The organism is Mesorhizobium sp. WSM1386, assembly GCF_055901595.1.
In genome coordinates this window covers 5,099,939-5,124,632 of record NZ_CM148373.1, presented here as the reverse complement: position 1 = coordinate 5,124,632, position 24,694 = coordinate 5,099,939, and the positions used below count along the sequence as shown (strand labels likewise).

The 24,694-nt window shown below is 63.1% G+C and carries 29 protein-coding genes; 16 read left to right on the top strand and 13 right to left on the bottom strand.

Features of this window, described 5'->3' with window-relative positions; genetic code table 11:
- The first annotated feature begins 75 nt into the window (after positions 1-75).
- The gene (locus AC0NIH_RS25180) at positions 76-789 is read left to right on the top strand and encodes a TetR/AcrR family transcriptional regulator (RefSeq protein ID WP_473462225.1); all 714 of its coding nucleotides are present in this window, start codon (positions 76-78) and stop codon (positions 787-789) included.
- Positions 790-817: 28 nt separating this feature from the next.
- Here the strand turns inward: AC0NIH_RS25180 and AC0NIH_RS25175 are convergent, their stop codons facing one another.
- Entirely contained in the window at positions 818-1,417 is a 600-nt protein-coding gene (locus AC0NIH_RS25175; RefSeq protein WP_473462223.1) for a hypothetical protein, read from the bottom strand.
- A gap of 122 nt (positions 1,418-1,539) precedes the next feature.
- Here AC0NIH_RS25175 and AC0NIH_RS25170 point away from each other — a divergent pair, with 122 nt between their 5' ends.
- Entirely contained in the window at positions 1,540-2,673 is a 1,134-nt protein-coding gene (locus AC0NIH_RS25170; protein ID WP_473462221.1) for a metallophosphoesterase, read from the top strand.
- Between the two features lie 25 nt (positions 2,674-2,698).
- Here AC0NIH_RS25170 and AC0NIH_RS25165 read toward each other — a convergent pair whose 3' ends face one another.
- Complete coding sequence (locus AC0NIH_RS25165) at positions 2,699-2,887, bottom strand: CsbD family protein (protein ID WP_198028445.1); 189 nt, start codon at positions 2,885-2,887, stop codon at positions 2,699-2,701.
- Between the two features lie 197 nt (positions 2,888-3,084).
- Here AC0NIH_RS25165 and AC0NIH_RS25160 point away from each other — a divergent pair, with 197 nt between their 5' ends.
- The 8 genes from AC0NIH_RS25160 (at position 3,085) to AC0NIH_RS25125 (ending at position 7,480) form a co-directional block, all read left to right on the top strand.
- Positions 3,085-3,738 (top strand): glutathione S-transferase family protein, encoded by a 654-nt coding sequence (locus AC0NIH_RS25160; RefSeq protein WP_473462218.1) that lies wholly within the window; start codon positions 3,085-3,087, stop codon positions 3,736-3,738.
- Between the two features lie 76 nt (positions 3,739-3,814).
- Positions 3,815-4,570 carry an SDR family NAD(P)-dependent oxidoreductase gene (locus AC0NIH_RS25155; protein WP_473462216.1) on the top strand — a complete coding sequence of 252 codons (756 nt, stop codon included), beginning with the start codon at positions 3,815-3,817 and terminating at the stop codon, positions 4,568-4,570.
- Positions 4,571-5,071: 501 nt separating this feature from the next.
- A complete protein-coding gene (locus tag AC0NIH_RS25150) occupies positions 5,072-5,281 on the top strand; it encodes a cold-shock protein (RefSeq protein WP_010915421.1) in 210 nt (69 codons plus the stop codon).
- Between the two features lie 341 nt (positions 5,282-5,622).
- Positions 5,623-5,850, top strand: a complete 228-nt coding sequence (locus tag AC0NIH_RS25145) for a hypothetical protein (protein WP_473462214.1) — start codon at positions 5,623-5,625, stop codon at positions 5,848-5,850.
- Positions 5,850-6,257 (top strand): hypothetical protein, encoded by a 408-nt coding sequence (locus AC0NIH_RS25140; RefSeq protein ID WP_023766443.1) that lies wholly within the window; start codon positions 5,850-5,852, stop codon positions 6,255-6,257. The genes AC0NIH_RS25145 and AC0NIH_RS25140 overlap by 1 nt, the downstream gene beginning before the upstream one ends.
- Before the next feature lies 1 nt (position 6,258).
- Positions 6,259-6,423 (top strand): hypothetical protein, encoded by a 165-nt coding sequence (locus AC0NIH_RS25135; RefSeq protein ID WP_023766444.1) that lies wholly within the window; start codon positions 6,259-6,261, stop codon positions 6,421-6,423.
- A 4-nt stretch (positions 6,424-6,427) separates the two neighbouring features.
- Entirely contained in the window at positions 6,428-6,775 is a 348-nt protein-coding gene (locus AC0NIH_RS25130) for a YkgJ family cysteine cluster protein (RefSeq protein WP_023766445.1), read from the top strand.
- Between the two features lie 93 nt (positions 6,776-6,868).
- Entirely contained in the window at positions 6,869-7,480 is a 612-nt protein-coding gene (locus AC0NIH_RS25125) for a LysE family translocator (protein WP_023766446.1), read from the top strand.
- Between the two features lie 95 nt (positions 7,481-7,575).
- Here the strand turns inward: AC0NIH_RS25125 and AC0NIH_RS25120 are convergent, their stop codons facing one another.
- Together AC0NIH_RS25120 and AC0NIH_RS25115 are read right to left on the bottom strand one after the other, a co-directional pair.
- Entirely contained in the window at positions 7,576-7,962 is a 387-nt protein-coding gene (locus AC0NIH_RS25120) for a nuclear transport factor 2 family protein (protein WP_023776405.1), read from the bottom strand.
- Between the two features lie 17 nt (positions 7,963-7,979).
- A complete protein-coding gene (locus tag AC0NIH_RS25115) occupies positions 7,980-8,426 on the bottom strand; it encodes an OsmC family protein (RefSeq protein ID WP_023766448.1) in 447 nt (148 codons plus the stop codon).
- Between the two features lie 142 nt (positions 8,427-8,568).
- Between AC0NIH_RS25115 and AC0NIH_RS25110 the strand changes: the two genes are divergently transcribed.
- Positions 8,569-9,177: a TetR/AcrR family transcriptional regulator gene (locus AC0NIH_RS25110; RefSeq protein WP_023766449.1), complete on the top strand. Its 609-nt coding sequence runs from the start codon at positions 8,569-8,571 to the stop codon at positions 9,175-9,177.
- Positions 9,178-9,424: 247 nt separating this feature from the next.
- Here AC0NIH_RS25110 and groL read toward each other — a convergent pair whose 3' ends face one another.
- The 3 genes from groL to AC0NIH_RS25095 all read right to left on the bottom strand — a co-directional run bounded on the left by groL (position 9,425) and on the right by AC0NIH_RS25095 (position 12,510).
- Entirely contained in the window at positions 9,425-11,080 is a 1,656-nt protein-coding gene (gene groL, locus AC0NIH_RS25105) for a chaperonin GroEL (RefSeq protein ID WP_013896172.1), read from the bottom strand.
- Positions 11,081-11,142: 62 nt separating this feature from the next.
- A complete protein-coding gene (groES, locus tag AC0NIH_RS25100) occupies positions 11,143-11,439 on the bottom strand; it encodes a co-chaperone GroES (RefSeq protein WP_006203049.1) in 297 nt (98 codons plus the stop codon).
- A 276-nt stretch (positions 11,440-11,715) separates the two neighbouring features.
- Positions 11,716-12,510, bottom strand: a complete 795-nt coding sequence (locus AC0NIH_RS25095) for a class I SAM-dependent methyltransferase (RefSeq protein WP_473468641.1) — start codon at positions 12,508-12,510, stop codon at positions 11,716-11,718.
- A 70-nt stretch (positions 12,511-12,580) separates the two neighbouring features.
- On the opposite strand from AC0NIH_RS25095, the gene AC0NIH_RS25090 reads away from it, so the two are divergent.
- The gene (locus AC0NIH_RS25090; protein ID WP_023779317.1) at positions 12,581-13,432 is read left to right on the top strand and encodes an ATP-grasp domain-containing protein; all 852 of its coding nucleotides are present in this window, start codon (positions 12,581-12,583) and stop codon (positions 13,430-13,432) included.
- 67 nt (positions 13,433-13,499) lie between these two features.
- On the opposite strand, the gene AC0NIH_RS25085 is transcribed toward AC0NIH_RS25090, so the two are convergent.
- Positions 13,500-14,126, bottom strand: a complete 627-nt coding sequence (locus tag AC0NIH_RS25085) for a TetR/AcrR family transcriptional regulator (protein ID WP_473468640.1) — start codon at positions 14,124-14,126, stop codon at positions 13,500-13,502.
- A gap of 124 nt (positions 14,127-14,250) precedes the next feature.
- On the opposite strand from AC0NIH_RS25085, the gene AC0NIH_RS25080 reads away from it, so the two are divergent.
- The 4 genes from AC0NIH_RS25080 (at position 14,251) to AC0NIH_RS25065 (ending at position 19,183) form a co-directional block, all read left to right on the top strand.
- Positions 14,251-15,468 carry an MFS transporter gene (locus AC0NIH_RS25080; protein ID WP_473468638.1) on the top strand — a complete coding sequence of 406 codons (1,218 nt, stop codon included), beginning with the start codon at positions 14,251-14,253 and terminating at the stop codon, positions 15,466-15,468.
- Between the two features lie 5 nt (positions 15,469-15,473).
- Complete coding sequence (locus AC0NIH_RS25075; protein WP_473468648.1) at positions 15,474-16,775, top strand: D-arabinono-1,4-lactone oxidase; 1,302 nt, start codon at positions 15,474-15,476, stop codon at positions 16,773-16,775.
- Positions 16,772-17,917 carry a DSD1 family PLP-dependent enzyme gene (locus AC0NIH_RS25070; protein WP_473468636.1) on the top strand — a complete coding sequence of 382 codons (1,146 nt, stop codon included), beginning with the start codon at positions 16,772-16,774 and terminating at the stop codon, positions 17,915-17,917. The genes AC0NIH_RS25075 and AC0NIH_RS25070 overlap by 4 nt, the downstream gene beginning before the upstream one ends.
- Positions 17,918-18,247: 330 nt before the next feature.
- The gene (locus tag AC0NIH_RS25065; protein ID WP_473468635.1) at positions 18,248-19,183 is read left to right on the top strand and encodes a bifunctional helix-turn-helix transcriptional regulator/GNAT family N-acetyltransferase; all 936 of its coding nucleotides are present in this window, start codon (positions 18,248-18,250) and stop codon (positions 19,181-19,183) included.
- Between the two features lie 178 nt (positions 19,184-19,361).
- On the opposite strand, the gene AC0NIH_RS25060 is transcribed toward AC0NIH_RS25065, so the two are convergent.
- The 5 genes from AC0NIH_RS25060 to AC0NIH_RS25040 form a co-directional block, all read right to left on the bottom strand.
- Positions 19,362-20,195, bottom strand: coding sequence for an AraC family transcriptional regulator (locus AC0NIH_RS25060; protein WP_473468633.1), 834 nt, complete (start codon positions 20,193-20,195; stop codon positions 19,362-19,364).
- 89 nt (positions 20,196-20,284) lie between these two features.
- A complete protein-coding gene (locus tag AC0NIH_RS25055; RefSeq protein WP_473468632.1) occupies positions 20,285-21,178 on the bottom strand; it encodes a glycosyltransferase family 2 protein in 894 nt (297 codons plus the stop codon).
- On the bottom strand, positions 21,175-21,921 hold the full coding sequence (locus AC0NIH_RS25050) for a glycosyltransferase family 2 protein (protein WP_473468630.1): 747 nt from the start codon (positions 21,919-21,921) through the stop codon (positions 21,175-21,177). The genes AC0NIH_RS25055 and AC0NIH_RS25050 overlap by 4 nt, the downstream gene beginning before the upstream one ends.
- Entirely contained in the window at positions 21,912-22,802 is an 891-nt protein-coding gene (locus AC0NIH_RS25045; protein ID WP_473468628.1) for a glycosyltransferase, read from the bottom strand. Before AC0NIH_RS25045 ends, AC0NIH_RS25050 begins: the two co-directional genes overlap by 10 nt.
- A complete protein-coding gene (locus AC0NIH_RS25040) occupies positions 22,799-24,493 on the bottom strand; it encodes a glycosyltransferase (RefSeq protein ID WP_473468626.1) in 1,695 nt (564 codons plus the stop codon). The genes AC0NIH_RS25045 and AC0NIH_RS25040 overlap by 4 nt, the downstream gene beginning before the upstream one ends.
- Positions 24,494-24,694 lie beyond the last annotated feature (201 nt).

The window sequence follows — 24,694 nt, the reverse complement described above, 5'->3', positions numbered from 1 at the left end:
CTCCAAAACAGGTTGATCATCCGGTTTACAAAACAGACCGGTTGTCCTGTTTTGTCAATCTGCTATCGTGTGCAAATGTCAGCAGAGATAGCCGGGCGTCTGAAAGGGCGGCCATCAAAACGCACCAACGACCCCGAGGGCCTGCGCAACAAAGTGCTCGATGTCGCCGAGGTCGCGTTCCAGGCGCGCGGCTATCACGCATCCAGCCTCGGCGATCTGATGGCGGCGGCTGGGGTCAGCGGCGGTGCGCTGCATCACCATTTCCCGACCAAGAAGGCGCTGGCCCTGGCGGTGATCGAGGAGCGCGTGGCAGCCGCGGTCGAAGAGACATGGATCGCGCCGGTCAAGGCTGCGGCCTCGGTGCGCGAGGGCGTGCGCGCTGTCTTCGAGGCCGTGGCGGCCGAACTGGAACAGCAGGGTTTCGTGCGCGGCTGCCCGCTCAACAACCTGGCGCACGAACTGTCTCTTGCCGACCCGGAATTCCGCACCGCTCTTTCCGGCATCTTTTCGGCATGGCGGCAGGCGATCGCCGACAAGATCAGGGCCGACCAGCAGGCGGGCAGGGAGCAGGGCACCGATCCCCAGCGCTTTGCGGCGCTGGTGATCGCCGCCTACTCCGGGGCCATGTCGATGGCCAAGACGGCGCAGGACGCCGGCCCGTTGCGCGATTGCCTGGCGGCGTTGGAGTGGGACGCTTCCCAGGCCGAGTCGTCCCAGGGCGAGTCTTCCCAGGGAGAGACGGGAGCGAGACGGCGTCGCAGGGTGCTGCGGCGGTACGGAAACTCGTGAAGCTAGTCTCTTACTCGGCCAGCGTCCCTTACTCGGTCAGCGGTTTGATCGTCTCGTAGCCGTTCACCGATTCCTTGCTGGTGCCTTCATCGTAGCGCCGGGCGAGGGCGGCTTGCAGATCGGGTGCGTAGAGCGCGGTATAGGCGTCGAGCGTCTCGCCGGCTCCGTTCTTGAAGGTCTCCTGGACGGCGAGCACATTGTATTTGCAGTCGCCCAGGCTGAACGTCTCCTTGCCCTTGACGACCAGCGTCAGCGTCTTGGTGCTCTTCGGTTGCTTGCTGGGCGACAGCTCGACAAACTCGATCGTGCCTTTGGTCCCCGTTTTCAGCGGAAACAGTTTTCGCAGGTCGGAAAACGGGATCATCGCCAGCCGGCCGGTGTCGCTGTCGCGAAACACCTCGATCAGGCCGGCAAACAGGAACTGCTTCTGTGGTGATTGCGAAGTGTAGGTGTTGGCGACGGAGACCATTCCGCCGGCTATAGGCCGAAACTCGCTTTGGATTCCCGGCCTCGCCAGGATGAAGCCATTCTTGGCGGACTTTGCGTCGATGCAACCGGCGGCATGCGCGGTGCTCGCGGACGGGATCACGATCGCGGCAAGGATCACGCAGATCGGTGCGGTTTTCATTTCGTCCTCCTCTGCTCGCGCAAGTTGAGGGTTAGACATGCCAGACCCATGAACCTATGTCGATGCTCGGCTGCAAGGAGAGGCGCTGGACGGCCGCCCGCTCTCCGTGCTGAAATTCCCCGATGATGAATCGCCTGTCGCCGGCATTGCTTTCACGACGCTGCTTCCTAGCGCGGGCCGCCGGTTTTGCCGCGGCTGGCGTGCTGTCACGCCCGGCTCTCGGTCAGACTGGGCAACGTGTCCAGCCCATCGACGCCACTTTTCTGTTCATCGCCGATATTCATGCCTGCCGCATGGCAAGCGGTTTGAGCCCCAACTGCCAGCAGGAAGGCAAGACCGACGCGGCATTGCTGCGCAATGTAGCGGCGCTGAACGCCATCGGCGACAAGGACTGGCCCGCCGAAATCGACGGCGTCGCCACCGGCCTGCGTTCGGCTGGCAGCCGCATCGGCACGCCACTCGGTCTCGTCGTCGGCGGCGACATCACCGACGACGGCGGCGGCCAGATCACCCAGCCGAGCGAGGGCACGCAGCTCCTGCAGTTCAGCCAGCGCTACCAGCAAGGTGTCGGCCCCGATCGCGTTCACATGCCGGTCTATGTCGGTCTCGGCAATCATGATCTCGACCAGAACGGGCCGCCGCACCATGTCGACTGGTACCGGCGCGAAATGCGCGACTATGTCGAGGTCAACCACCGTGCCGGCGTCTTCTTCAAGCCGCCCGTGCCGGCCACCAGCTACGATGTCGACACCGATTGCTATTCCTGGGACTGGGGCGGCCTGCATCTCGTCCAGACCCATCGTTTCGCCGGTGACATCGGCCACGGCGCCGAAAGCAGCCTGCCATGGCTGAAGCAGGACCTGGCGACCTACGCGGCGGACGGTCGTCCCGTCATCCTGTTCCAGCACTATGGCTGGGACACGTTCTCGATCGAGCGTTGGGATGCCGCCAAGAGAACCTACGACGATGACGGCGCCGGCGCGCCGCACTGGTGGGGCGAAGCCGACAGGCAGGCGCTGCTGGCGGCGCTGAAGGGCTACAATGTCGTCGCCATCTTCCACGGCCACCAGCACGCCACGCCGCTGATCTACCGCCGCGACGGGCTCGACCTGTTCAAGCCGAAGGCCGCCTATATGGGAGGTTTCGCCGTCGCCAGGGTGACCAGCGACGGCATGGACGTCGCGCTTGGCGAGGCGATCGATGACCATGGCGAGGTCGCCTTCACCAATGCCTTCAGCAAAGGCTGGAGCACATGACAGTCGATGTAGCCATCCGAAGAGGTCAAAGCGCCTTCTTGATCTTTTCCTTCATATCGCCATAGGCCTTCTGCACCTTGCCGGTAGCCTTGTCGGCCATGCCTCTGGCCTGGGTCTGCCTGTTGCCGGTCGCCTTGCCGGCGACCTCCTTGACCGAACCCTTGACCTGCTTGGCCACGCCTGCGACCTGATCCTTGTTCACCATTTTCGGCATCTCCCAGTTTTGAATTCGAAGGAATTGGGTTTTGAATTCGAACGAATTCATCCGCGGCAAGCCAACGGACGGATCCCGCTTGGGTTCCAGGCGTCGTTCGGCCGGCAGATCACGTCGCACTGTCGCTTCCTGGCGAAAGGCTGGCAGGCTAGGCTGTGAATGCGCATCGGTTTGGATTCATGCGCGGGGGAGAAAAAATGGCGGAATTCACGCTCTACATCGGCAACAAGTGCTTCTCCTCATGGTCGCTGCGGCCATGGCTGGCGATGAGGCATCTGGAGATCCCGTTCGAGGAAGGTTTTGTGCGCCTGCGCACGCCGGAGACCGCCGCCAATCTGGCGAAGGTGTCGCCGACCGGCCAGGTCCCGGTTTTGAATCACAGCGGAAGGATCGTCTGGGAAACCCTAGCCATCCTTGAATATCTTGCAGACCTCTACCCGCAGAAAAAACTCTGGCCGGACGACCTTGGCGCCCGCGCGCTGGCGCGCTCGGTGGCGACCGAGATGCATTCCGGTTTTCGCGAAGTCCGCTACGGCTGGCCGATGAACTTGCGCCGGCCCAAGGTCCATAAGCCGCTCGACGCCGAAGGCGAGGCGCAACGCGCCCGCATCGAGGCGCTGTGGCGCGAGTGCCGCGAAAAATATGGCAAGGGCGGCCCGTTTCTGTTTGGCCATTTCACCGCCGCTGACGCCATGTATGCGCCGGTCGTCACCCGCTTCGACGTCTATGGCGGCGTGCTGGCGGCCGACACCAGGGCCTATGTCGACGCCGTGCTGGCCACGCCTGCGATGCGGCACTGGTATGCGGAAGCGGCGAAGGAGACGTGGCCGGAACCCGGGCCGGACGAATAACCTTGCACAGGCTGGGCTTCCAGAAACGTCCGCGCGGCCTATCTGAAGGGGTGGGCCGGGCATCTGGAGAAGATCCATGACATCCTCTAATTCCCCTCTCATGGGCAAGGTCGCGCTCGTCACTGGCGCCTCGTCGGGCATCGGCGAGGCGACCGCGGCGGCGCTTGCCGCCGCCGGCGCCAAGGTGGCGGTCGCCGCCCGCCGCGCCGATCGCCTCGACATGCTGGTTGGCCGCATCGAGAAGGCTGGCGGCAAGGCGCTCGCTATCGAAGCCGATATTGCCAAGGGCAGTGACATCACCGCCATGGTCGACAAGGTTGTCTCCGAATGGGACCGGCTCGACATTCTCGTCAACAATGCCGGCGTCATGCTGCTGTCGCCGGCGGCCGAAGCCGACCTCGACGATTGGCGCCGCATGATCGAACTCAATCTGATCGGTCTGATGGCCGCCACCAAGGCGGCATTGCCGCACCTCAAGGCTGCCAAGGGCCATGTCGTCAACGTATCCTCGGTCGCCGGCCGCGTCGCCAATCCGGGTGCCAGCGGCTACGCGGCAACCAAGTTTGGTGTCGTCGCCTTCTCGGAATCGCTACGCCGCGAGGTCTATGTCGACAAGGTGCGCGTCACCGTCATCGAACCCGGCCTGGTGCGCACCGAGCTTGGCGACCACATCACCAATCCCGCCATGAAGGCCGGCCTCGACCAACGCCTCGCCACCCTGGAAGCGCTGACCGCCGATGATATTGCGAACGCCATCCTCTACGCCGTCAGCCAGCCACCGCGCGTCAACATCAACGAAATCCTCATCCGCCCGACCGATCAGGAGCGCTGAACCGCGGGCGGAGCAGGGACCTGTGACCTCCAGCGTCGCGTGACCTCGGGTTCCATGACGAGATACTGCCGCTGATCGGCGCGAGCTTACGACCCGGCACATACAAGAACGCCCCTCGCACCTTTTATCGTGCGGGAGGCGTCCTTTTGTCAGCATCCTGAGATTGATAGGACTACCGACACCCTCGAAATGCGCCAGCGTGGAATTGGTTCCGGCGTGATGCTTTTTGAGGAAAAATGAACGCGTGGTCGTTCAGCGGCTTGGCCAGTTGAGGCCCATGCGCCAGGCAACCCAAAATTGAATCCGGGTCGCTGAAAAACCAGAAATTGACTCGCCGCCAAAAGAAGTCTAGAAGAAACATGTCGATATTTGTTTGACTGACTTTTGTTATCCGCGCCCGAATGCGCGCCTTTGACGAACTTCCCCATCAAAAATCGAGACAAAAATCGTTGTGCATTCGCACCGCGATTAGCGAATATTTGCCATGGAAAGGGTTCGTTTATGAGCACCGGCACAGTTAAATGGTTCAACGCCACCAAAGGTTTTGGTTTTATTCAGCCTGACGACGGCTCGGCCGACGTTTTCGTCCACATCTCGGCCGTAGAGCGCGCCGGTATGCGCGACATCGTCGAGGGCCAGAAGCTTGGCTACGAGATGGTCCGCGACAACAAGTCGGGCAAGATGTCCGCCGACCAGTTGAAGGCGGCCTGAAAAAAGAATTCGGCCCTCCCGGTGACCACGGATGTACTGGCACCGGTGAGAGGCGAATTCTGGCGCATGGCCACGGAGACCTGAGTCTCCAAGGCACGTCATGCGCATGAGAGGAGTGTTCCTGTACATCCAGCCTGTGCATCCATCTGGATGCGCGTGGATGCGCGGTGCTCCCATGGAAGGTCAGGCGGTGCCTGGCCTTTTTCATTTTACGCTTGTTGCCGCCGAAAATGCGCTGCGCATCGTGCTGAACGTGCTAAGGGACGCTCCAGCAGTGCGTGGTCCTGACCGAAGACCCGGTCTCGCCCTATCGGCACCAGGCTCCTGACAGGAGAAAGACTTTGACCGCCCATTCGAAGACAGCCGCCGAACCGGCGGTGTCGCTGTTCAGCAAGACGCAAACCCAGTCGATGTCGCTCAACCGCATCATGTCCGAGCGCGATGCCGTCAGCGCGGCGCGTGAGGCCAAGACGGCTCGCTTGCGCGAACTGCGCCTGGAAAAGGAAGCCGACGAGGTGGCCGCGGCCGCGGCCCGTCCGGCATTGCCGAAACGGGCTGGAAAACGCTGATGGCCACCAAGCGCGTACCGCCAACGCCGATCGCCGCCGACGCGACTATCGCCGACATGGTCGAAGGGCTCGACAAGCCGGTCGAATATGTCCGCCGTGTGCTGGAAAAGCTCGAGCGCTGCAAGCGCGCCCATGGCGATGCCCAGGTGCGCGTCGGCGTTCGCGGCCGTGCCGAGTGCCCGAACTACCTGATCGAATATGTCCGCGAAGACGCCAAGACCCATGAGCGGGTGACCTATCAGGATGCCGCCTACAGCGGCAGCACGCATCGCGAACTGGCGCCCCACCACATCGAGGCGGTAAAGAACTGGTCGCCCGAGGAAATGAACATCACGGCGGTTTCGGCGCTGATCGGCCGCCTGCGCAATCCACGCGCACCATCATCGCGTTTCGCCGACGAGGACTGACATGGCCATAAAATTCTCCGCCAAGGACCAGCCTGCGGCGTCGGTCGCCGCCGCCAAACCGGCCAAGCCGGCCGCCGCGCCGAAAGCCGACGCTGCCGACACTGCGACCGACCTGTTCAAGTCGCCGGCCGAGACGCCCCGCGGCAAGGCAGGCAAGAAGAAATAGCGCCTTGCCGCGCGACGCCGATCATGACCTTGCCGCGCTCGCACCGCGCGGCTCGCAGGTGCCTGCCTTCGACTGCCAGAGCTGCGGCGCTTGTTGCTCGTACTCGGCCGAATGGCCGCGTTTTTCCACCGAGGATGACGCACAGCTCGACCGCATTCCGGAAAAATACATAGCGGCTGACCTGTCCGGCATGCGCTGCGACGGCGTGCGCTGCTCGGCCTTGTCCGGCGAAGTCGGCAAGGCGACCGCTTGCGGCATATATGATGTCCGGCCGGACGTCTGCCGCGCCTGCATGCCCGGCGACGCGGAGTGCCTGATGGCGCGCCGCGAACACGGATTGCCGATCTTTTAGAATTGCCCGTGTAACTGCCAATCTCCCCCCGCTTGTGCGCCGACCCGCAGCCCGGTACCTTCCTGGCCGGGCAGGGGGCCGGAGGAAATCATCGTGAGCATCGAATTCCTGTTGACGTCGCTGATCGTCGTGGCTTCGCCCGGCACCGGCGTTCTCTACACGCTGAGCGCCGGACTTTCGCGCGGTGCGCGGGCCTCGATCATTGCTGCCTTCGGCTGCACGCTCGGCATCATCCCGCACATGGCCGCCGCCATCACCGGCCTTGCGGCGCTGCTGCACACCAGCGCGGTCGCCTTCGAGACGCTGAAATATCTCGGCGTCGCCTATCTGCTCTACATGGCCTGGAACACGCTGAAGGAGAAGGGCGGCCTGAGCGTCGAGGACAATGTCGCGCCGCGCTCGGCCGGCAAGGTGATTGCCACCGGCATTCTCGTCAACGTGCTCAACCCGAAACTGTCGATCTTCTTCTTCGCCTTTCTGCCGCAATTCGTCAGCACCACCGAACCCAACGCGCTGTCGAAGATGCTGGAGCTCAGCTCCGTCTTCATGCTTTTGACCTTCGTGGTCTTCGTCGGCTACGGCATCTTCGCCGCCTCGATCCGCAGCCATGTCGTGTCGCGGCCCATGGTGCTGACCTGGATGCGCCGGACGTTTGCCGGAGCCTTCGTCATGCTCGGTGCAAAGCTGGCGCTGGCCGATCGGTAGCGCCACCGGGAGCGGTTCAGTCCCGCTGATCCGCTCCCGTGCTTGTTCATACGCAATTCCGGACGGGAAAACCGGATATCCCGGTTCAGGGCGCGCTATCCCTTTACATAGCCCATTGCCTCGACGATCCGTCCGTCGGCGACGCGCATGAGGTTGACGCCGCGCACCGAATGGCCGTCGGCCATCCAGTAGCGCCAGCGGATCGTGGCACGGTCTCCGGCCACGAAAGTCTCTTCGATGTCGAAGCGCGTGCCGGGTCCGGTGGCGATCGCTGACCACAGTTCGACGCAGGCGGCCTTGCCGGCGCGGCGGGCGCCGTCCGGCGCCGGCGTGGTGTTCTCGATCACGCAGTCCTGCGCCACCAGTTCGTTGAGCGCCGATGGATCGTGACGCTGGAACACGTCGTTGTAACGCCGCATGATTTCGGCTGTTTCGCCAGAGAGCTTTGCCGTGGCGAGGTCGATGATGAGTTCCCTGGTCATTGGTTGGGCCCTTTCGTTCAGTGATCGATGGCGGCGTCGACAAGGGTCGCCTTCAGCGTGATCGTGGCGACACCTGCCAGCGCCCGGGAGACGAGGCAGCCTGCCTTGGCCGACTGCGCCAGCCTTTCGAAATCGTCTACGCCCAGCCCGGCGACATTTGCTCCAGTCTCTAGTTCGATGCGGGTGATCGTCGGTCCGGCCGCGGTCGCGCCGAGATGCACCTTGGCCGTCGTGTGGATAGTTTGGGCCGTGTGGCCCTCGCTGCCGAGGACGGCGCTCAGTGCCATCGAGAAGCAACCGGCATGCGCCGCCGCGATCAACTCCTCCGGGTTGGTGCCTGGACCGTTCTCGAAACGCGACGGAAAGGAATAGGCGCCTTCGAAGACACCGCTGCCGAGCCGCAACTGGCCCGAACCTTCCTTCAGCGTGCCTTGCCATCTGGCCGAAGCTTCACGAGTTGCCATTGTACCCTCCTGGGTTGGCCGGTTGGGTTGAAACGCTGCGCCGCACCCTTGTGCAGAATATATAGACTGATCTACATATTATGTAGACCGATTGTCATATTCGACGCAAGGCCTATAATCATCGCTGCTGACAGAGGTTGACATGGCGAACGATACACGGGCCCGCATACTCGAAACGACCGGACTGCTGCTCAGGCAGCGCGGCTATCACGGCACTTCGCTCAACGACATATTGAGCGCCAGCGGCGCGCCGCGCGGTTCGCTCTACTTCCATTTTCCCGGCGGCAAGGACCAACTGGTGATCGAGGTGACGCGCGATAGCGTTGCCGAGGTGACGGAGCGGCTCACCGAGGCGCTGGCCGCGGAGCGCGATCCGGCGGTGGCCGTCCATCATATCTACCAGTCGGTGGCGCGCATGCTGGAGGACAACCAGTTTTCGCTCGGCTGTCCGATCGCCCCGGTCGTGCTGGATTCGCCGACCGATGTGCCGGAGTTGGCTGATCTGTGCCGCTCGGCCTTCGAGCAGTGGATAGGCTTGCTGCGAGATGCCTTCGTCAGGGCAGGGGTGCCAGAGCGTCGCGCGCATGCCTTGGCGCTGTTGGTCGAATCATCGCTGGAAGGGCTGATGGTGATCGCGCGCGCCACCCGCGACCGCGCGCCATTGAAGGCGGTGGCCGACGAGGTCGCGGCACTGATTGAAGGCGCCGTGCTGGCTGGGGAGGCACGGCAACGCGCGGATACAACCGTCTGAGGGCATCGAAGGGCGGCGATCAGGAAGCATGCAAGCAAAAAGGGCGGCATCGCTGCCGCCCTTTCCGTATCTGAAGGCTGATGGAAGCGCGGATTAGAAATCCATGCCGCCACTCAAGCCCGCTTGCGGGCTTGAGCAATGTGAGTTCATGGGCGTGCTTTATGGATTTCTTAGAAATCCATGCCGCCACTCAAGCCCGCTTGCGGGCTTGAGCAATGTGAGTTCATGGGCGTGCTTTATGGATTTCTTAGAAATCCATGCCGCCCATGCCGCCCATGCCGCCGCCCATGCCGCCAGGCATGCCGCCGCCGCCAGCCGACTCCTTCTTCGGAGCCTCCGCGATCATGGCTTCGGTGGTGACGAGCAGGCCGGCGACCGAGGCCGCGTCCTGGAGAGCGGTGCGCACGACCTTGACCGGGTCGACGATGCCCATGGCGATCATGTCGCCATATTCGCCCGACTGGGCGTTGTAGCCGAAGGTCGCGCCCTTGTTCTCAAGGATCTTGCCGGCAACGATCGAAGCTTCCGCACCGGCGTTGGCCGCGATCTGGCGGGCCGGAGCCTGCAGCGCACGACGCACGATGTTGATGCCGGCGGCCTGGTCGGCATTGACGCCGGTGGCCTTGATGTTGGCCGAAGCGCGCAGCAGGGCAACGCCGCCGCCTGCAACGATGCCTTCTTCCACGGCCGCGCGGGTCGCGTTGAGGGCGTCATCGACGCGGTCCTTCTTTTCCTTGACTTCGACTTCCGTCGCACCGCCGACGCGGATCACGGCAACGCCGCCGGCGAGCTTCGCCAGACGTTCCTGCAGCTTCTCCTTGTCGTAGTCCGACGTGGTCTCTTCGATCTGCTGCTTGATCTGGGCAACGCGGCCCTGGATCTCGGCCTTTTTGCCGGCGCCGTCGACGATGGTGGTGTTCTCCTTGGAGATCGACACCTTCTTGGCGCGGCCGAGCATGTTGAGGCCGACGTTCTCGAGCTTGATGCCGAGGTCTTCCGAGATAACCTGGCCACCGGTGAGGATGGCGATGTCTTCCAGCATGGCCTTGCGGCGATCGCCGAAGCCCGGAGCCTTGACAGCGGCGATCTTCAGGCCGCCACGCAGCTTGTTGACCACCAGCGTGGCCAGGGCCTCGCCTTCGACGTCTTCCGAGATGATGAGCAGCGGCTTGGAGGTCTGCACGACGGCTTCGAGAACCGGCAGCATGGCCTGCAGGTTGGAGAGCTTCTTCTCGTGGAGCAGGATGTAGACGTCCTCGAGCTCGGCAACCATCTTGTCGGCGTTGGTGACGAAGTAGGGCGACAGGTAGCCGCGGTCGAACTGCATGCCTTCGACGACTTCCAGCTCGGTCTCGGCGGTCTTGGCCTCTTCAACCGTGATGACGCCTTCGTTGCCGACCTTCTGCATCGCTTCCGCGATCATCTTGCCGACCGACTCGTCGCCATTGGCCGAGATCGTGCCGACCTGGGCAACTTCCTCGGAGGTCTTGATCTTCTTGGCAGCCTTGCCGAGCGCCGCGACGACTTCGGTCACGGCCAGATCGATGCCGCGCTTCAGGTCCATCGGGTTCATGCCGGCGGCAACGGCCTTGTGGCCTTCCTGGACGATCGACTGCGCCAGGACGGTCGCGGTCGTGGTGCCGTCGCCGGCGATGTCGTTGGTCTTCGAAGCGACTTCGCGGACCATCTGGGCGCCCATGTTCTCGAACTTGTCCTCAAGCTCGATTTCCTTGGCGACGGTGACGCCGTCCTTGGTGATGCGCGGGGCGCCGAACGACTTGTCGATGACGACGTTGCGGCCCTTGGGGCCGAGCGTGACCTTCACCGCGTCGGCGAGGATGTTGACGCCGCGCAGCATGCGCTCGCGGGCATCACGGGAGAATTTTACGTCTTTGGCAGCCATTTTTTAGCTCCTGGCAGGGGCTTGGGGTAAGCCCGGAATTCAGTTGACGGTGAGGCCGATGATCAGCCGATGATGCCCATGATGTCGGATTCCTTCATGATCAGAAGGTCTTCGCCATTGAGCTTGACTTCGGTGCCCGACCACTTGCCGAAAAGGATGCGGTCGCCGGCCTTGACGTCCAGCGGGACCAGCTTGCCAGCTTCGTCGCGAGCGCCGGAGCCGACGGCGATGATCTCGCCTTCCTGCGGCTTTTCCTTTGCCGTATCCGGGATGATGATCCCGCCAGCGGTCTTGGATTCGGATTCGACCCGGCGAACGACCACGCGGTCATGAAGCGGGCGGAACTTCGACTTTGCCATTTTTTCTTCCTCGATGAGAACGGTGAGAAACAGTTCCTCCATCCGGCGAAGCCGGACAACAACAAAGCCCGGCGGCGCCGGGCCCTGTAGTTAGCACTCACCAAAGGCGAGTGCTAACGTGGCGCTGAAATAGGCTGACGGCTGGCGAGAGTCAAGGCGGGCGAAGGCCGCGATGCGAGCGAAATTTTTCTCATGCTGCCGCACGATTTTAGAAAGCCTGGGTTGTGCCTGCCCCGGCTTGAGCGCCGTCCTGCTAACTTCAGTGTCTTGGCGCCTTCAGTGTCTTGGCGCCCGCAGCACCAACAGCGGGCATCGCTCGGCAAGCCCATAGCTCCCGGTCAAAGCGATGCGAACATCACCAAAAAACGCTTCCGCCTCGCTCACCAGTGTAGTCGCCGGCGCGAAGGTGTAGATGGCCGGCGAGTTCCGATAGACATCGATGGTGCCGATGGTGGGCAGGTCCCAGCCTGTGCGAGCCGAAAGCTCGTTGCGGTCAGGAAACAGTGCGTCGAACCTTTCCGCGATCGCCCTGACCGGAATGGCATGGTCGGGCGCATCGCCCGTCGCGGTCATTGCGACGCGCCATTTGAGTTCGTGGAAGGTCGAGACACCGCCCGAGAGTGCAAGCGCCCGCACCGCCGCCGGATCGTCCGGTGTTTCGGGACCGGCAAAGAGACGCAGTCCCGCCCGGCCGTCGGTGCGCAGTACGCCGGCGATCGCCGCAAACAGCGCCCGGCGCGCGGTTGAAAGGCCGAGCGCCGACAGGCAGCCGTCGCCGATCACCGCATCGACGCTTGCGTTCGGTACCGGCAAGTCCAGCCAGTCGCCGTTGATCGCCTTTCGAAACGCGGTGTCGCCTGGCCAGATACCGGCGATCATGTCGGACGATTCATCGACGGCCGTCATCGTCGTCCCGAGCCCGGCGAGTTCCGGTGTTACGCCGAGCAGAATGACGTGCGCCTTCGAAAGGTCGAGCTCACGCTCATAGGCCTCAACCGCTTCCGCTGGCGGCCGCAAAGGTGGCCCGAGCAACTGCCAATGCCTTCGAATGGTATTCCAATGGTCGGTCATCCACAGCCCCAAGCCCGCGTTGTATTGGCAGCTATAATAGAGGACGTTAAAGAGACCAAGCGGGGGAAGCATGACGCGCATCGCGGTAATTACGCATGAGTTCGACAGGTTCGAACGCCGGCGCGGGCCGCTGTTTCGCCGCGACAGCCCCTACATGCTGTTCGATCTGCTGGAGGAACTGAAGCGACGCGGACATTCCGTCCGCATAATCCCCGGAACGTCGGCAAAGCCGGAGGCCGATATAGCGGTGCTGCACGTCGACGCGACCGTGACGCCACCCGAATATGTCGAATACGCACGCGCTTTTCCCTTCTGCCTGAACATTGGGGCCGCCGACATCTCCAAGCGACGCATCAGTGGCGCGGCGATCGGCAAGGACGACGACTGGCCAGGGCCGGTCATCGTCAAGAGCAATCTCAACAATCTCGGGATGCGGGAGCAGACGCTCAACCGGCGATCGCTGCGTGCCGGAAAGCCGAAGCCGTTTCCCGGCGTCGAGCCTATCGAGGGTTATCGCGTCTATGCATCCCTTTCGGAGGTTGCGCCGGCGGTCTTCGACCGCAGCGATCTCGTCGTCGAAAAATTCATTCCCGAGCCGGAACCGGACGGCTTTGGAGCCCGCTTCTGGATATTCTGCGGCGAGCGCGAGCGCTGCACCCGCCACGTCTCGCCGCAGAGCCTCGTCAAAGGCGACGACACGATCCGCCGTGAGCCGGTTCCGGTTCCCGAGGAGCTTCGCGCGCTGAGGCGCCGGCTTGGCTTTGACTACGGAAAGTTCGATTTCGTCATGCATGAGGGCAGGGCGGTGCTGCTTGATGCCAACAAGACGCCCGGTGGCGCCCGCAATCTTTCCGCGTTTCTCGCTGCCGGCAATGCCAATCTTGCCGACGGCTTCGAAGGCCTAGTCCGCCAGCTCGCATAGCGGGCGTTCTGATGCTTTCGCCGTCCGGGACCTCTCATTCGCGGCAGCTTACTGACGATCGCCAGGGCTACAAAAACAGCCGCAACTGGGTGTGGATGATCGACCGGTAATCCTCGATGGTCCGGCGGCTTTCGGCTTCGCCTTCCGCGAGCGCCAGCCGCACCACGCCACCGGCGAGCTGGAAGATCAAGAGAACCATGCGTTCGAACTGCTCGTGCTTGTCCGGCGCGAGCAAGGCGATGACGTGGTCGCAGAACATCCTGGCTTGATGCCGGGTCTCGGCGATGTCGAGATTCTTGAGCGCCTTGTCGGCCTGGATGGCGTTCTGCAGATCCTGGATGGCCGGATCGCCGGCAACGCGGCCGCGATAGTCGTCGAGCAACCGGTCGGCCGCCACGATGATGTCCTTGGCTTCGCGGACATCGGCGACAATCGCTGATAGCCGTGCGCGGCTGACCTCGGAGAAGCGCTCATAGAGCATCGCCAGGATCGCCGACTTGTTGGGGAAGTAGTGATAGACGGTAGCGATCGGCCCGCCCGCCAGCATGCCGACCTCCTTCATGGTGACGGCATCGATGCCCTTCTCGCCGATCAGCCGCATGGTCGTCGACAGGATGGCGTCGATGCGCTCGCGGCTGCGCTCCTGCTTGGGCCTGCGCCTCGGCTCGATCATCGTCTGCCTTGCTTCAACCATGCACCGGTCTTTCGCGCGCGTTTTCAAATTCTGGTTGACAACAAATATGATCAAGTATCAGTTTCTGGAATCCTGACAGATTGTCAGTTTTTTTGCCGCGCGGCAAGGACGTTGGGAGGCGCCTTTGGCTTCGACAAATACCGGCCACACCGGCACCGGACACAAGGGCACCGGACACAGGGGCAATGGCGATTGGCTGGTCGGCAATCCGACCGGCGGGCAGCTAGCCTCGGCTCTGTGGATCGGGTCGGTCGGCCTGCTGATCCTTGGGCTGCAGCCCGTGCTGCTCGGCGCCCTCTATACCGAGGGCCATGTCAGCGGCGATGAACTGGCGCTGGTCGCCACCGCCGAGATGATCGCCATCGCCATCGGCTCGGCGATCGTGGCGATGCTGCTGTCCGCCCATAACATGCGCTGGAAAAGTGCGGTTCTGCTGCTGCTGCTGGCACTGGCGAACATATGGACGGCCTATGCCGCCGGCGCCGGCACATTGATGGCCGCACGCGCCCTGGCTGGTCTCGCCGAGGGCGGCCTGGTCGCGGTCGCCACCGAATTGATCGCCCGTTCGCGGCGAGCCGAGCGCATCGGTGGCTATTTCGTCACCATGCAGACCCTGGCGCAATGCGCCCTGGCGTTGCTGCTGGCGCTCTATGTCATCCCCGCCGCCGGATCGGCCGGCGGCTTCTTCAGCCTCGCGGTCGTCTGCGTCCTGTCGCTCGTGATCGCCTTCATTGTTCCCGCTAACTACGCCGATCTGCCGAAGGAGGAGGATCTGGCCAATGTGCTGACGGTTCCCTCGATCACCGCTTTGCTGTCGGTCTTCTGCTACTTCATGTTCTTCGGCGCGGTGTGGGCCTTTCTCGAGCCGCTCGGCGCGCAATTCGGCATCGACGGCCGCACCGTTGGCCTGATCGTCTCGGCCAGCCTCGCGGTGCAGGTCCTGGGCGCGATGACGGCGACCGTGTTCGAGGCGCGCATCGACTATCGCATCGCCATCGCAGCCATTGGCGCCGTCGCGGTCGTCGCCTCGCTCGTGCTCGCCGGCGGACCTGGTCTCACCACCTTCTGGGTCACCGCCCTGGTGATGGGTTTCATCCTCCTGTTCATCGTGCCCTACCAGATCCGGCTGGCGATCACCGCCGACGAGACGCGCACCGCCGTGCTTTTGGTGCCGGCCGCCCAACTCTTTGGCCTGGCGATCGGTCCGGTCGCGGCGTCGCTGCTCATCGACGGCAAGGATTTTCGCCCGGTGCCGGAATTCGCCGCCGTCAGCGCCGTCGCCAGCGTGGCGTTGCTCGGCCTGTTCATCCTGGTGGCGCGGCGTCGCCGGATTGTTGCGTGAGCGCCATGTCGAAAACCTGGAGCAACTGGTCCGGCTTTGTCACCGCCGAGCCACGGCTGATCGCCAGCCCCGCCGATGCCGGCGAACTCGGCGATCTCATTCGCACGGCACCTGGTCCCGTCCGCGTCGTCGGCGCCGGTCATTCCTTCACGCCGCTGGTGAAATCGCAGGGCACGATCCTGTCGCTCGAGAAGCTCGAAGGCCTGGTCTCGCATGACGCGCAAAAGCATCAGGCGCGCGTGCGGGCAGGGACGCGGCTCGGTTCGCTGATGCACATCCTTCAAGGCATCGGCCAGGGCCTGCCCAATATGGGCGACATCGACCGCCAGGCGATCGGCGGCGCACTGGGAACCGCCACCCATGGCTCCGGACCGATGCTCGGCGCCTATCATACGCAGTTGGAGACGGTGCAGATCGTCGACGGGCTTGGCAAGGTCCGTGACTTCAGTCGGGCAGGGGATCAGGACATGATCCACGCCATCGGCGTCGCGCTCGGCGCTTTCGGCATCCTCAGCGAAGTGACGCTCAACAACATCCCGACCTACCGCCTGCGCCGCCGCAAATGGGTGCTGCCGATCGCCGACATGCTGCGCGATTTCGAGACCATGATGACCGCGCACCGGTCGGCCGAGTTCTATTACATTCCGTTCTCCGGCTATGCGCAGTTCATCGCCAGTGATTTCAGCACCGAGGCGACCACCGCACGCCCGACCGAGGATGACGAGAGCTCGTTGAGCACGCTGCGCCGGCTTCGCACCGCGCTTGCCTGGCTGCCGTCGCTGCGCCGCCGGCTGATCCTGGGCGCCGTCGCCAAAGTGCCATCCGAGGACTATGTGCAGGACTGGATCAACGTCTATGCCAGCGACCGGCAGACAAAATTCAACGAAATGGAATATCACCTTCCCTTCGAGGAGGGCCCGAAAGCGCTGGCCGAAATCATCGAACTCACCGAGAAGCGCTTTCCCGAGGTCTATTTCCCGATGGAGGTGCGCAGCGTCGCGGCCGATCGGTTCTGGCTTTCGCCCTTCCATGACAGGCCGACCTGTTCGATCGCCATCCACCACGATGCCGCCAACGATCCGCTGCCGTTCATGCGCGCGGCCGAGCCGATCTTCCACAAATATGGCGGCAGGCCGCATTGGGGCAAGATGCACGGCCTGCAAGCGGCGGACCTGAAGAAGCTTTACCCGCGTTGGGACGATGCGATGGCGGTGCGCCGCGACATCGATCCGCAGAACCGTTTCGTCTCGCCCTACATGGCTGGCCTGTTCGGCATCGAGCCCAGTCCTTTCGGTGTCGACCGATGAGCGCCTATTTCGCCACGCTGTCAGAGGCGCTGAAGCAAGCCGGCATCTTCCAGCCCTGCCTGCTGCTCGACCGCGACCGGCTGGATAGCAACATTGCCCTGGTCAAAGCGAGACTTGACCCCGGCCTTGCGGTGCGGCTGGTCGACAAGTCGCTCGCCTGCCTGCCGCTGCTTTCGCACATCGGCAAGGCGCTTGGGACCGATCGCTTCATGACGTTCCATCCGCCGATCAGCGAGGCGGTGCTGAAGGCGTTTCCGGATGCGGATCTCCTGTACGGCAAGCCAATGTCGGTCGGAGCGGCAAAGGCCATGCTTTCGAAGGGCGAAGTTGACCGGACACGCATCTGCTGGCTGATCGACACGCAGGAGCGGCTGGCGGAGTGTGGCGCCCTGGCAGCCGAGCTCGATGTCGACCTGCGCATCGCCTTCGAAATCGACGTCGGGCTGCATCGCGGCGGCTTCGCTGACCCGGCGGCCTTGTCGCAAGCCTTGAAGGGACTGTCGGCGCACAAAAGGCTGCGCTGCGAGGGCGTCATGGCCTATGAGGCGCATGCGCCGCACATTCCCGGCCTGTTCGGCGGGCCAGCGAGGGCGCTGGCACGAGCGTCGGAGCGGGCCACCGCTTTCGTTGCGTGCCTCGGCGACGGCCAGCGCGGCATTCTCAACATCGGCGGCTCCAAGACCGCGCTGCTCCACCGCGGCGGCATGGCCAACGAAGTGTCGATGGGTTCGGCCTTCGTGCTGCCCGGCGATTTCGATACGCCCGGCCTCGACGGCTTCCAGCCGGCGGCTTTCATCGCGACGCCGATCCTGAAGGTGGTCGAGCCGATACTGCCCGGCCCGCCGGCTGTTTCCCGCCTGCTGCGGGTGCTCGGCCGGTTTCCGCGCAAGGGCTGCTATCTCTATGGCGGCAAATGGATGGCCGAACCGGCATTTCCCCGGGGGATGACGACGAACGGCCTGCTTGGCCTGTCTTCCAACCAGCAATTCATGGGTCTGCCTGCCGATGCCGTCGCCAGGCCGGGCGACTATGCATTCCTGCGACCGACGCAGAGCGAGGCCGTGCTGCAGCAATTCGGGCCGATCGCGGTGCTTTCCGGCGGCAAAATCGTCGATCGCTGGCCGGTGTTGCCGATGATGTGAGAGCGCATCACGGCGTTGCCACTAGCGCTGGCAACCGAGACGTCGTCATCCTAGGGCGGAGCGACGCGAAGCGGAGCGCAGACCCTAGGATCCATGCCGTTGCATCTGCCGCAGCGTGAGACGGTCCAGAAAGAGAACCTTCCATGCTGGGTTCAGGAGCCGAGACTTTCGCCAAGGCGAAGCTCATAGGTCACGGCATGGATTCTAGGGTCGCGCTGCGTCGCTTCGCTCCTTGCTCCGCCCTAGAATGACGAAGTTGCGTGGTGCCTCGCCATTTCATTGACTCAGTCAACTAAATCATCGATCCTGTCCAAGACAGGAGAAACCGCTATGACTATCCACAATCACCGCGGCAAGGAACTGATCGATGCGGTGCGGGCCTTCAACCGCTTCTATACCCGCCAGATCGGCCTGCTTGACGAGGGGCTGTTAAAGAGCCCGTTCTCGCTGACCGAGGCGCGGGTGCTTTATGAGCTTGCCCATCGCGACGGGCTCGTTGCCAGCGACCTTGTGCGCGATCTCGGTCTCGATCCCGGCTACGTCAGCCGCCTGCTGAAGAAATTCGAGGAGCGGGGCTTGGTCGAACGCGCCGCGACGGAAGCTGATGCGCGCCGCGCCTCGATTGCGTTGACGCCGGCGGGCAAGGATGCATTTGCGCCGCTTAACCAGGATTCGCACGATCAGGTGCGTGCGTTGCTCGATCGTCTGGCGCCCGCCGATCAGGACCGCCTGGTCAAGGCGATGCGCATTGTGCAGGACCTGCTCGGCGACAAGCTTGAACCTGGGGTGCCTTACATCCTGCGGCCGCTGCAGGTCGGCGACATCGGCTGGATCACCCGCCGGCAAGGAATGCTATACACGCAGGAATATGGCTGGGACGAAACCTATGAGGCACTGGTCGCCGAGATCCTCGCGGCGTTCGTCAAATCCTTCGACCCGAAATGGGAGCGCGCCTGGGTCGCCGAACGGGAGGGCGAGGTCGTCGGCTCGGTCTTCATCGTGCGCAAGTCCGACCATGTGGCGAAGCTGCGCCTGCTCTATGTCGAACCTTCGGCGCGCGGCCTCGGCATCGGAAAGCGGCTGGTCGAGGAATGCATCGGCTTTGCCCGCGCCAAGGGGTACAAGACGCTGACTTTGTGGACCAACGACATTCTCTCGGCCGCCCGGCACATCTACCAGGCGGCCGGCTTCCAGCTGACCGAGGAAGAGCGGCACCATTCCTTCGGCAAGGACCTGGTCGGCCAGAACTGGAACCTGGAGCTGTAGCATCTCCTTCCTTCTCCCCTTGCGGGAGAAGGTGGATCGGCGCGCAGCGCCGAGACGGTTGAGGGGTGTTGGCCGGAGCGCTGTCGGTGTCAAGCTGGAACACCCCTCATCCGACCTCGCTTCGCGAGGCCACCTTCTCCTACAAGGGGAAAAGGAAGAACCAGCCGGCGCTTTCCGGCTATGATTTGACCGGTATCCAGATCTCCAGCCCGCCATTGCCGCTGCGCGGATCGAACTCCGGACCATAGCGCTCGAAATCTGGCGCGTCGGCCACCTCGTGCCCGGACGCGGGCAGCCATGTGTTCCAGATCGTGTTGACCGTACGGCGGATGGTCGAGATGTGCTCGCGATGCGAGAACACCGCATATTTCTGAGCCGGTATCCGCACGCGGCTGAATTCCCTGGGAAGATCGGAAAAGTCCGTCACCTCGACGCCGGCGATGTAGTCGAAATTGCCGGCATCGTCGCCGTTGACGCAGACGCCGTAGGCGACGTCGCCGGTCTCGCCCGGAATGTTGCCGATATAGGGGCCGAAGCGCTGCCATTGCATCGGAATGGCGGCACTGGTTTCGCAGCTGTAGCGTTCGCCGAGACCTGCGATCAGGAACGGCCGGCTGGTCTCGAAGCGTGGCGGTTCAAGTTTGGTGAGAGGGGACTGGTCCATCAGGATTGGCTCCACGAGGTCGAGGGACTTGGTCGAACCTTGCGCGCGCACCAGTTCCGGCGTGGTGCCGAACTGGTCACGGAAGGCCCGGGTGAAAGCCTCATGCGAGTTGTAGCCGGCGTCGAGCGCGACGCGCAGGATGTCGGGCGCCCCGCCGGCCAGCCTACGCGCCGCCTCGCTCAGGCGCCGCGCGCGCATATAACCCATGACCGAGCGACCGGTGGCGGCGCCGAAGGCGCGCGTCACATGAAAGCGCGACACACCGCTGCTTTGGGCGACATCGTCGAGTGATATCGCGTCCGGCAGATGGCTCTCGACGAACCACAGCGCTTTTTCGGTCGGGTTCATGGCTCTCCTTCCCGCATTGGCCAGATCATACTGCCGTTTTCCACGCGGCCGGTTTGATCGAAATTGCGCAGCGCGCAAAGTGATGCAAACTAGCGCCGCCGACGCTGGAAGAACCGGCGAAGCCGACGCCCGATCTCGCGCGGCTGATGGCGCAATCTGCCTTGGTGTTTTTGGGCGGTTGGCACGATCGGCAGGGAGAAGGCCGGGTTGAGTGGCTGTTGGCGCCCTAACCGTTCCCAGTGGATCAGCCCGCGCATGATCCGGTCCCAGGCAAGCACGGTTGCCACTGCGGTGGAAAGTTCACCGTCATTGGCGGGCTCATGGCGCCGTTCGAACTCGGCATAGGCCTCGGCGACATAGGTCCCGAAATCGAAATTGTCGGGATTGGGATCGTACGAATCGCTTAGCGCATAGCGCGCCTGCCGGGCAATGAACGAAGCGATGTCTACATAGTTTTCGTGGTGAATGTGGAGGCAGTTCGGCGCCTCCAGCCGACGAAGGCGCTTGGCACCGGTCAGAACCTGCGGTACGCGATGATGGCCTGGTTGCCAGGCGACGGTCCCTTTGCGGAAAAACCGTATCTGGTGATCCGGATAGAAACCGGAGCCGCGCATGACATGGCCGGCGACGGAGTTGAATCTTGGCAGCGCAAAGGCGTCAGTGTTGTCACTGTAGTCGCGCACAAGCCCTTGCAGTGCCTCGTATGCGTCGTCGGCGAGGTACTCGTCGGAATCCAGAACAAGCACCCAGTCGTTTTGCGCCTGCGGCAGGTATTGGTTGCGGATTGCGTCGACGGCATCGACGATCGCACAACTCACCACCCGGCAGCCGGCCGCACGTGCGATCTCGATGGTCGCATCGCCGCTTTGCATATCGATGACGATGCGCTCCGATGCCCAGGCGGTGGTTGCCAGCAGCCGGGGCAAGGTCAGTGCCGAATCCCGCGTATGGACGATCAGCGATATCTCGTTTGCCTGCGTCACCCGCTCTCGTCTCCGTCTATGGTGTAGCGCCCACGCCACCGCTCGAAGAACAGTTTGCGCGAGGCCTTGTGGCGGTCAGGCCGCCGGTCCGAGGTCGATTCCAGATGCAATGAATCCCGGCGCTGGCCACATGCGATGCGGATTCCCAATTGCCGTGCCCGAAGACAGAGATCGACATCCTCATAGCCGAAAGGGAATGTCTCGTCGAAACCGTTCAAGGCGTTGAAGGCCGCATGGTCGATCATCATGGCAGCCGCCGTCACGGCCTGCGGGAAAGTCGTCGCCCGGCTGACGATCGCGCTTCGCCTGCCATGATCCTGGTGATAGGGGCCACGTTCTCCAGCGTCGAACCGCACACCGCAATGCTGGATCGTGTCGTCGGGCAAGACCAGCCTTGTGCCGCAGATGCCAACCTTGTGGTCACGGAAGATCTCAAGCATCTCCACCAGAGCGTCTGGATGCAGAAGCACGTCATTGTTGAGGAAGAGGTACCGTGTGGCAGCAAGCTCGCGAGCGCCGCGATTGCAGGCTGCCGAGAAGGAATGCCTTAGATCCAGCCTGACGATCCGCACTTGCGCCGGTGCGAGATCATCGGCGAGATAGGGTATGGCGGAGCCATTGTCGACGACGACGACACAGGTCTTGCCTAGCTGTGTCCTCGCCAAGGCATGCTCAAGCTGCAGCAAGCAACTTCGCAGCAGCGCCGTCAGGCCCCATGAAGGAACGATGACGCTTAGCTCCATGACAAGGCGTCCTTCAAGCCCGCCTCCATAGCAGATCGCAGTTTCTTTCTCTGAACCGCGATGCGGTAACGGGATGCCATCGCCGCGCCGCCGTCGCGCAGTGCGGCACGCCGGGAGCCTGCGCCTTGCTTGCTGATTTCGGCGAGCGCGGCTGGCAGTTCTGTCGGCTCAGCGATGTACGCGGTATGCCCATGTCTGAGATACTCCATCCCGCCGACGACTGGAACCGATACTACAACGCAGCCCGCCGCCATCGCCTCGAGCGCCGGCAGTCCGAAGCCTTCAGAGACTGCCGTGCCCAGGAAGAACCCGGAGCGCTTAAGACTGTTCGCGCAGATATCTTCACTAACACCGTCAATCGGCAGGAAGCGGAGGGAGAGCACATGCTTCTTCGCCGATTGGGCTATCGCGGCGCCTCTGCGCGGCATGAAGGCTGCGCACCGCTCGTCCTTGGGGGATCCGTCATGGAAGAAAGCGTCGGAGATCGATATGCCGACATCGATCGAAACGCGCCGGGCGACGAACATTGCATAAGTCGTCGCTTGTTCCCAACACGTCAGCACGGTGACATCCCTGTCGTGCAGAATGGGGTTGATGAGGGGGTCGGTACCTTGGCAGTGGAAGATCAGCCGCGCGCCAGTTGCCTTCAACTCGGGATAGTCGTGCGGCAATGAGAAGATGAGCGTATCGCTCTTCCCGGCATTCGCGACGACCTGCTGCCTGTCCACCACAGGCTGACTGCATCGGAACCATGAAGGCGCAAGGTTGCCAGGGGTCGCGACCGCCATCGGCACGCCGGCGTCCGTCAGCAACTGCGCGAACTGGAAGCCAACCTTGATGCCGCCATATATACCGACCCCAGGCAGAACATAGTAGTTCATCGGCCTTCCAGCGCACGCCACCGTTTTCGGCGCAGCGCTTCCCTGATACGGAGGCGGCGATGGAGAACCCATCGCAGACCGCGAAGCGTAGCCGCAAAGGCACGGCCGTAATGCAGCTCCGCGAACTTGAGCCGCGCATTGTCGATCAACGAGATCCGGACGGAGGTCGGGATATCCGCGCCTCGCTGACCGAGATGCGGCAGCACATGGTGCAGTTCGACGATTTCGAGCCCACGCCGTGCCATTTCAAATCCGACCGCGACATCTTCCATGTAGCAAAAGTATCTCTCGTCGAAACCGCCGATAGCATGAAAAATCTCTCGTCGAACGAACAGGGCGGCCGCGAGCGGCCAGCTCCACTTGTGGTCGTGATAGAATGGGAGACGTCTCAGGCGCCGAGCCCATTTCGCCATGCCGTTATTGTCAAGAAGGTCGGCTGTCAGCTTGAATCGGGAATAGCCGGGCTGGCGACCGGCTGTGACTCCGCCATGCCAGTCGACATAGTCGGGAACGATCATAGCATCGGGTTTTCGACGAAGCGTCGAGAGTGCCGCCTCGACCGCGGCCGATGTCACAAGGCAGTCCGGGTTGAGGAAGCATAGATATTTGGCGCTGGCGGCGGCGGCGCCTTGGTTGGCAGCGGCGGCGAAACCCTCATTGTTTTTGTTCCGGATGATGGTCACGCCCTCATGCGTCACGTGATCGAGTGTCTCGTCGGTCGAGGCATTGTCGACGACAATGATCTCATGCTGGTCCGGCAGGGCGTCGAGGCAGTAGCCGATTATCTTTGACGAGTTGTAGGTAATGATGATGAACGCCAGGTCGGCAGGTTGCCCTGTCGCTGCGTTGTCTAGCAAGGGGCCGGCGGGACCTTCGGCAAGAAGGTCGGGACCTTCGGCAAGAAGGTTATGCATCGCGAGAACGGTTTCAAATTCGGGGCCGTTGCAGAAGTTGCTGAAGTGGGCGATCAGCGCGTCGCGTCGGGGAAAGCCCGTATCCCAGTGGCCGCAATGGTTCCATTGCCAGGAGAGGGAGGCGCAGCGATCCGGCACCACTGAGTTTGCCCACACCTGGAAATAGTCCTGGTCGGCGATCATGTGCGCGCCAACCGAGTGGTCGGCAGGCAGAAGCAACCGCCGGGCCGCTACCCACTCCAGCAGAAGCTGCAGTTCGTCCCTGAAGGCCAGCACCACCCCACTGTTGAAGTAGCGAAACGATATCGCGGGTGGCGCCGCCGCTGACCCGTCGATGAATGCTAGCGAGCGCTTGCTGTAATGTTCCTGGAAATCCCCCGGCGTCATGCCCGAACCAGCGATGCCGGTCTGTTCGACCATTGCCATCCGCTGTTCGCCCAGCGCCGTCGACACCTCGGCCGCCGCCAGGGGGCGCAACAGGATGGTATCGGCATCGACCTGAACAATGATCTCGGCGCTGGACTGCCCGAGACACCAGGCCAATGCGTCGAATTTGGCCAGAAACCCGTCGGCCCGGTATTCCTGCCGTGCGGCGTCGAGCAAGTTGAGATGGATGCGCGGCGAGGACGGCAGCATTGGGGCGGAGAACCGATCCGTGACTATATAGATTTCGAAATCCGTGTTCCGGAGAAAGGACGTAACGGCTTCGCGCGCCGCCAGCGCATAGCCTGGCTTGCCGATCGCGAGCATGCAGATTGCTACCGTCGGCTCGTTCATTCGGCTGGGTCACCACGCATCATGCCGGGCACCTCCGCTGTGCGGACCCGTCGCGCCAGATAACGTCGCCGGCGTCGCGCCGTGCTTGGCATGGAGATAACCGAGGTTTGCCCGGTTTCGTGAATCTCAGGCCGGGAATGCCGGCCAACGACGACCTTGCGTCGATCCGGCGCCCGATGCGGAAAACCAGCCCCTCGCTCG

Coding starts and splice junctions, on each gene's coding strand:
- AC0NIH_RS25135 (WP_023766444.1), top strand. CDS start 6,259: ATGGCCATAAAATTCTCCGCCAAGGACCAGCCTGCGGCGTCGGTCGCC.
- AC0NIH_RS25120 (WP_023776405.1), bottom strand. CDS start 7,962: ATGACCAGGGAACTCATCATCGACCTCGCCACGGCAAAGCTCTCTGGC.
- AC0NIH_RS25045 (WP_473468628.1), bottom strand. CDS start 22,802: ATGAACTACTATGTTCTGCCTGGGGTCGGTATATATGGCGGCATCAAG.
- AC0NIH_RS25155 (WP_473462216.1), top strand. CDS start 3,815: ATGACATCCTCTAATTCCCCTCTCATGGGCAAGGTCGCGCTCGTCACT.
- AC0NIH_RS25095 (WP_473468641.1), bottom strand. CDS start 12,510: ATGACCGACCATTGGAATACCATTCGAAGGCATTGGCAGTTGCTCGGG.
- groL (WP_013896172.1), bottom strand. CDS start 11,080: ATGGCTGCCAAAGACGTAAAATTCTCCCGTGATGCCCGCGAGCGCATG.
- AC0NIH_RS25065 (WP_473468635.1), top strand. CDS start 18,248: ATGACTATCCACAATCACCGCGGCAAGGAACTGATCGATGCGGTGCGG.
- AC0NIH_RS25070 (WP_473468636.1), top strand. CDS start 16,772: ATGAGCGCCTATTTCGCCACGCTGTCAGAGGCGCTGAAGCAAGCCGGC.
- AC0NIH_RS25175 (WP_473462223.1), bottom strand. CDS start 1,417: ATGAAAACCGCACCGATCTGCGTGATCCTTGCCGCGATCGTGATCCCG.
- AC0NIH_RS25165 (WP_198028445.1), bottom strand. CDS start 2,887: ATGCCGAAAATGGTGAACAAGGATCAGGTCGCAGGCGTGGCCAAGCAG.
- AC0NIH_RS25170 (WP_473462221.1), top strand. CDS start 1,540: ATGATGAATCGCCTGTCGCCGGCATTGCTTTCACGACGCTGCTTCCTA.
- AC0NIH_RS25140 (WP_023766443.1), top strand. CDS start 5,850: ATGGCCACCAAGCGCGTACCGCCAACGCCGATCGCCGCCGACGCGACT.
- AC0NIH_RS25075 (WP_473468648.1), top strand. CDS start 15,474: ATGTCGAAAACCTGGAGCAACTGGTCCGGCTTTGTCACCGCCGAGCCA.
- AC0NIH_RS25180 (WP_473462225.1), top strand. CDS start 76: ATGTCAGCAGAGATAGCCGGGCGTCTGAAAGGGCGGCCATCAAAACGC.
- AC0NIH_RS25060 (WP_473468633.1), bottom strand. CDS start 20,195: ATGAACCCGACCGAAAAAGCGCTGTGGTTCGTCGAGAGCCATCTGCCG.
- AC0NIH_RS25115 (WP_023766448.1), bottom strand. CDS start 8,426: ATGGCAACTCGTGAAGCTTCGGCCAGATGGCAAGGCACGCTGAAGGAA.
- AC0NIH_RS25110 (WP_023766449.1), top strand. CDS start 8,569: ATGGCGAACGATACACGGGCCCGCATACTCGAAACGACCGGACTGCTG.
- AC0NIH_RS25085 (WP_473468640.1), bottom strand. CDS start 14,126: ATGGTTGAAGCAAGGCAGACGATGATCGAGCCGAGGCGCAGGCCCAAG.
- AC0NIH_RS25050 (WP_473468630.1), bottom strand. CDS start 21,921: ATGGAGCTAAGCGTCATCGTTCCTTCATGGGGCCTGACGGCGCTGCTG.
- AC0NIH_RS25090 (WP_023779317.1), top strand. CDS start 12,581: ATGACGCGCATCGCGGTAATTACGCATGAGTTCGACAGGTTCGAACGC.
- AC0NIH_RS25160 (WP_473462218.1), top strand. CDS start 3,085: ATGGCGGAATTCACGCTCTACATCGGCAACAAGTGCTTCTCCTCATGG.
- AC0NIH_RS25040 (WP_473468626.1), bottom strand. CDS start 24,493: ATGAACGAGCCGACGGTAGCAATCTGCATGCTCGCGATCGGCAAGCCA.
- groES (WP_006203049.1), bottom strand. CDS start 11,439: ATGGCAAAGTCGAAGTTCCGCCCGCTTCATGACCGCGTGGTCGTTCGC.
- AC0NIH_RS25150 (WP_010915421.1), top strand. CDS start 5,072: ATGAGCACCGGCACAGTTAAATGGTTCAACGCCACCAAAGGTTTTGGT.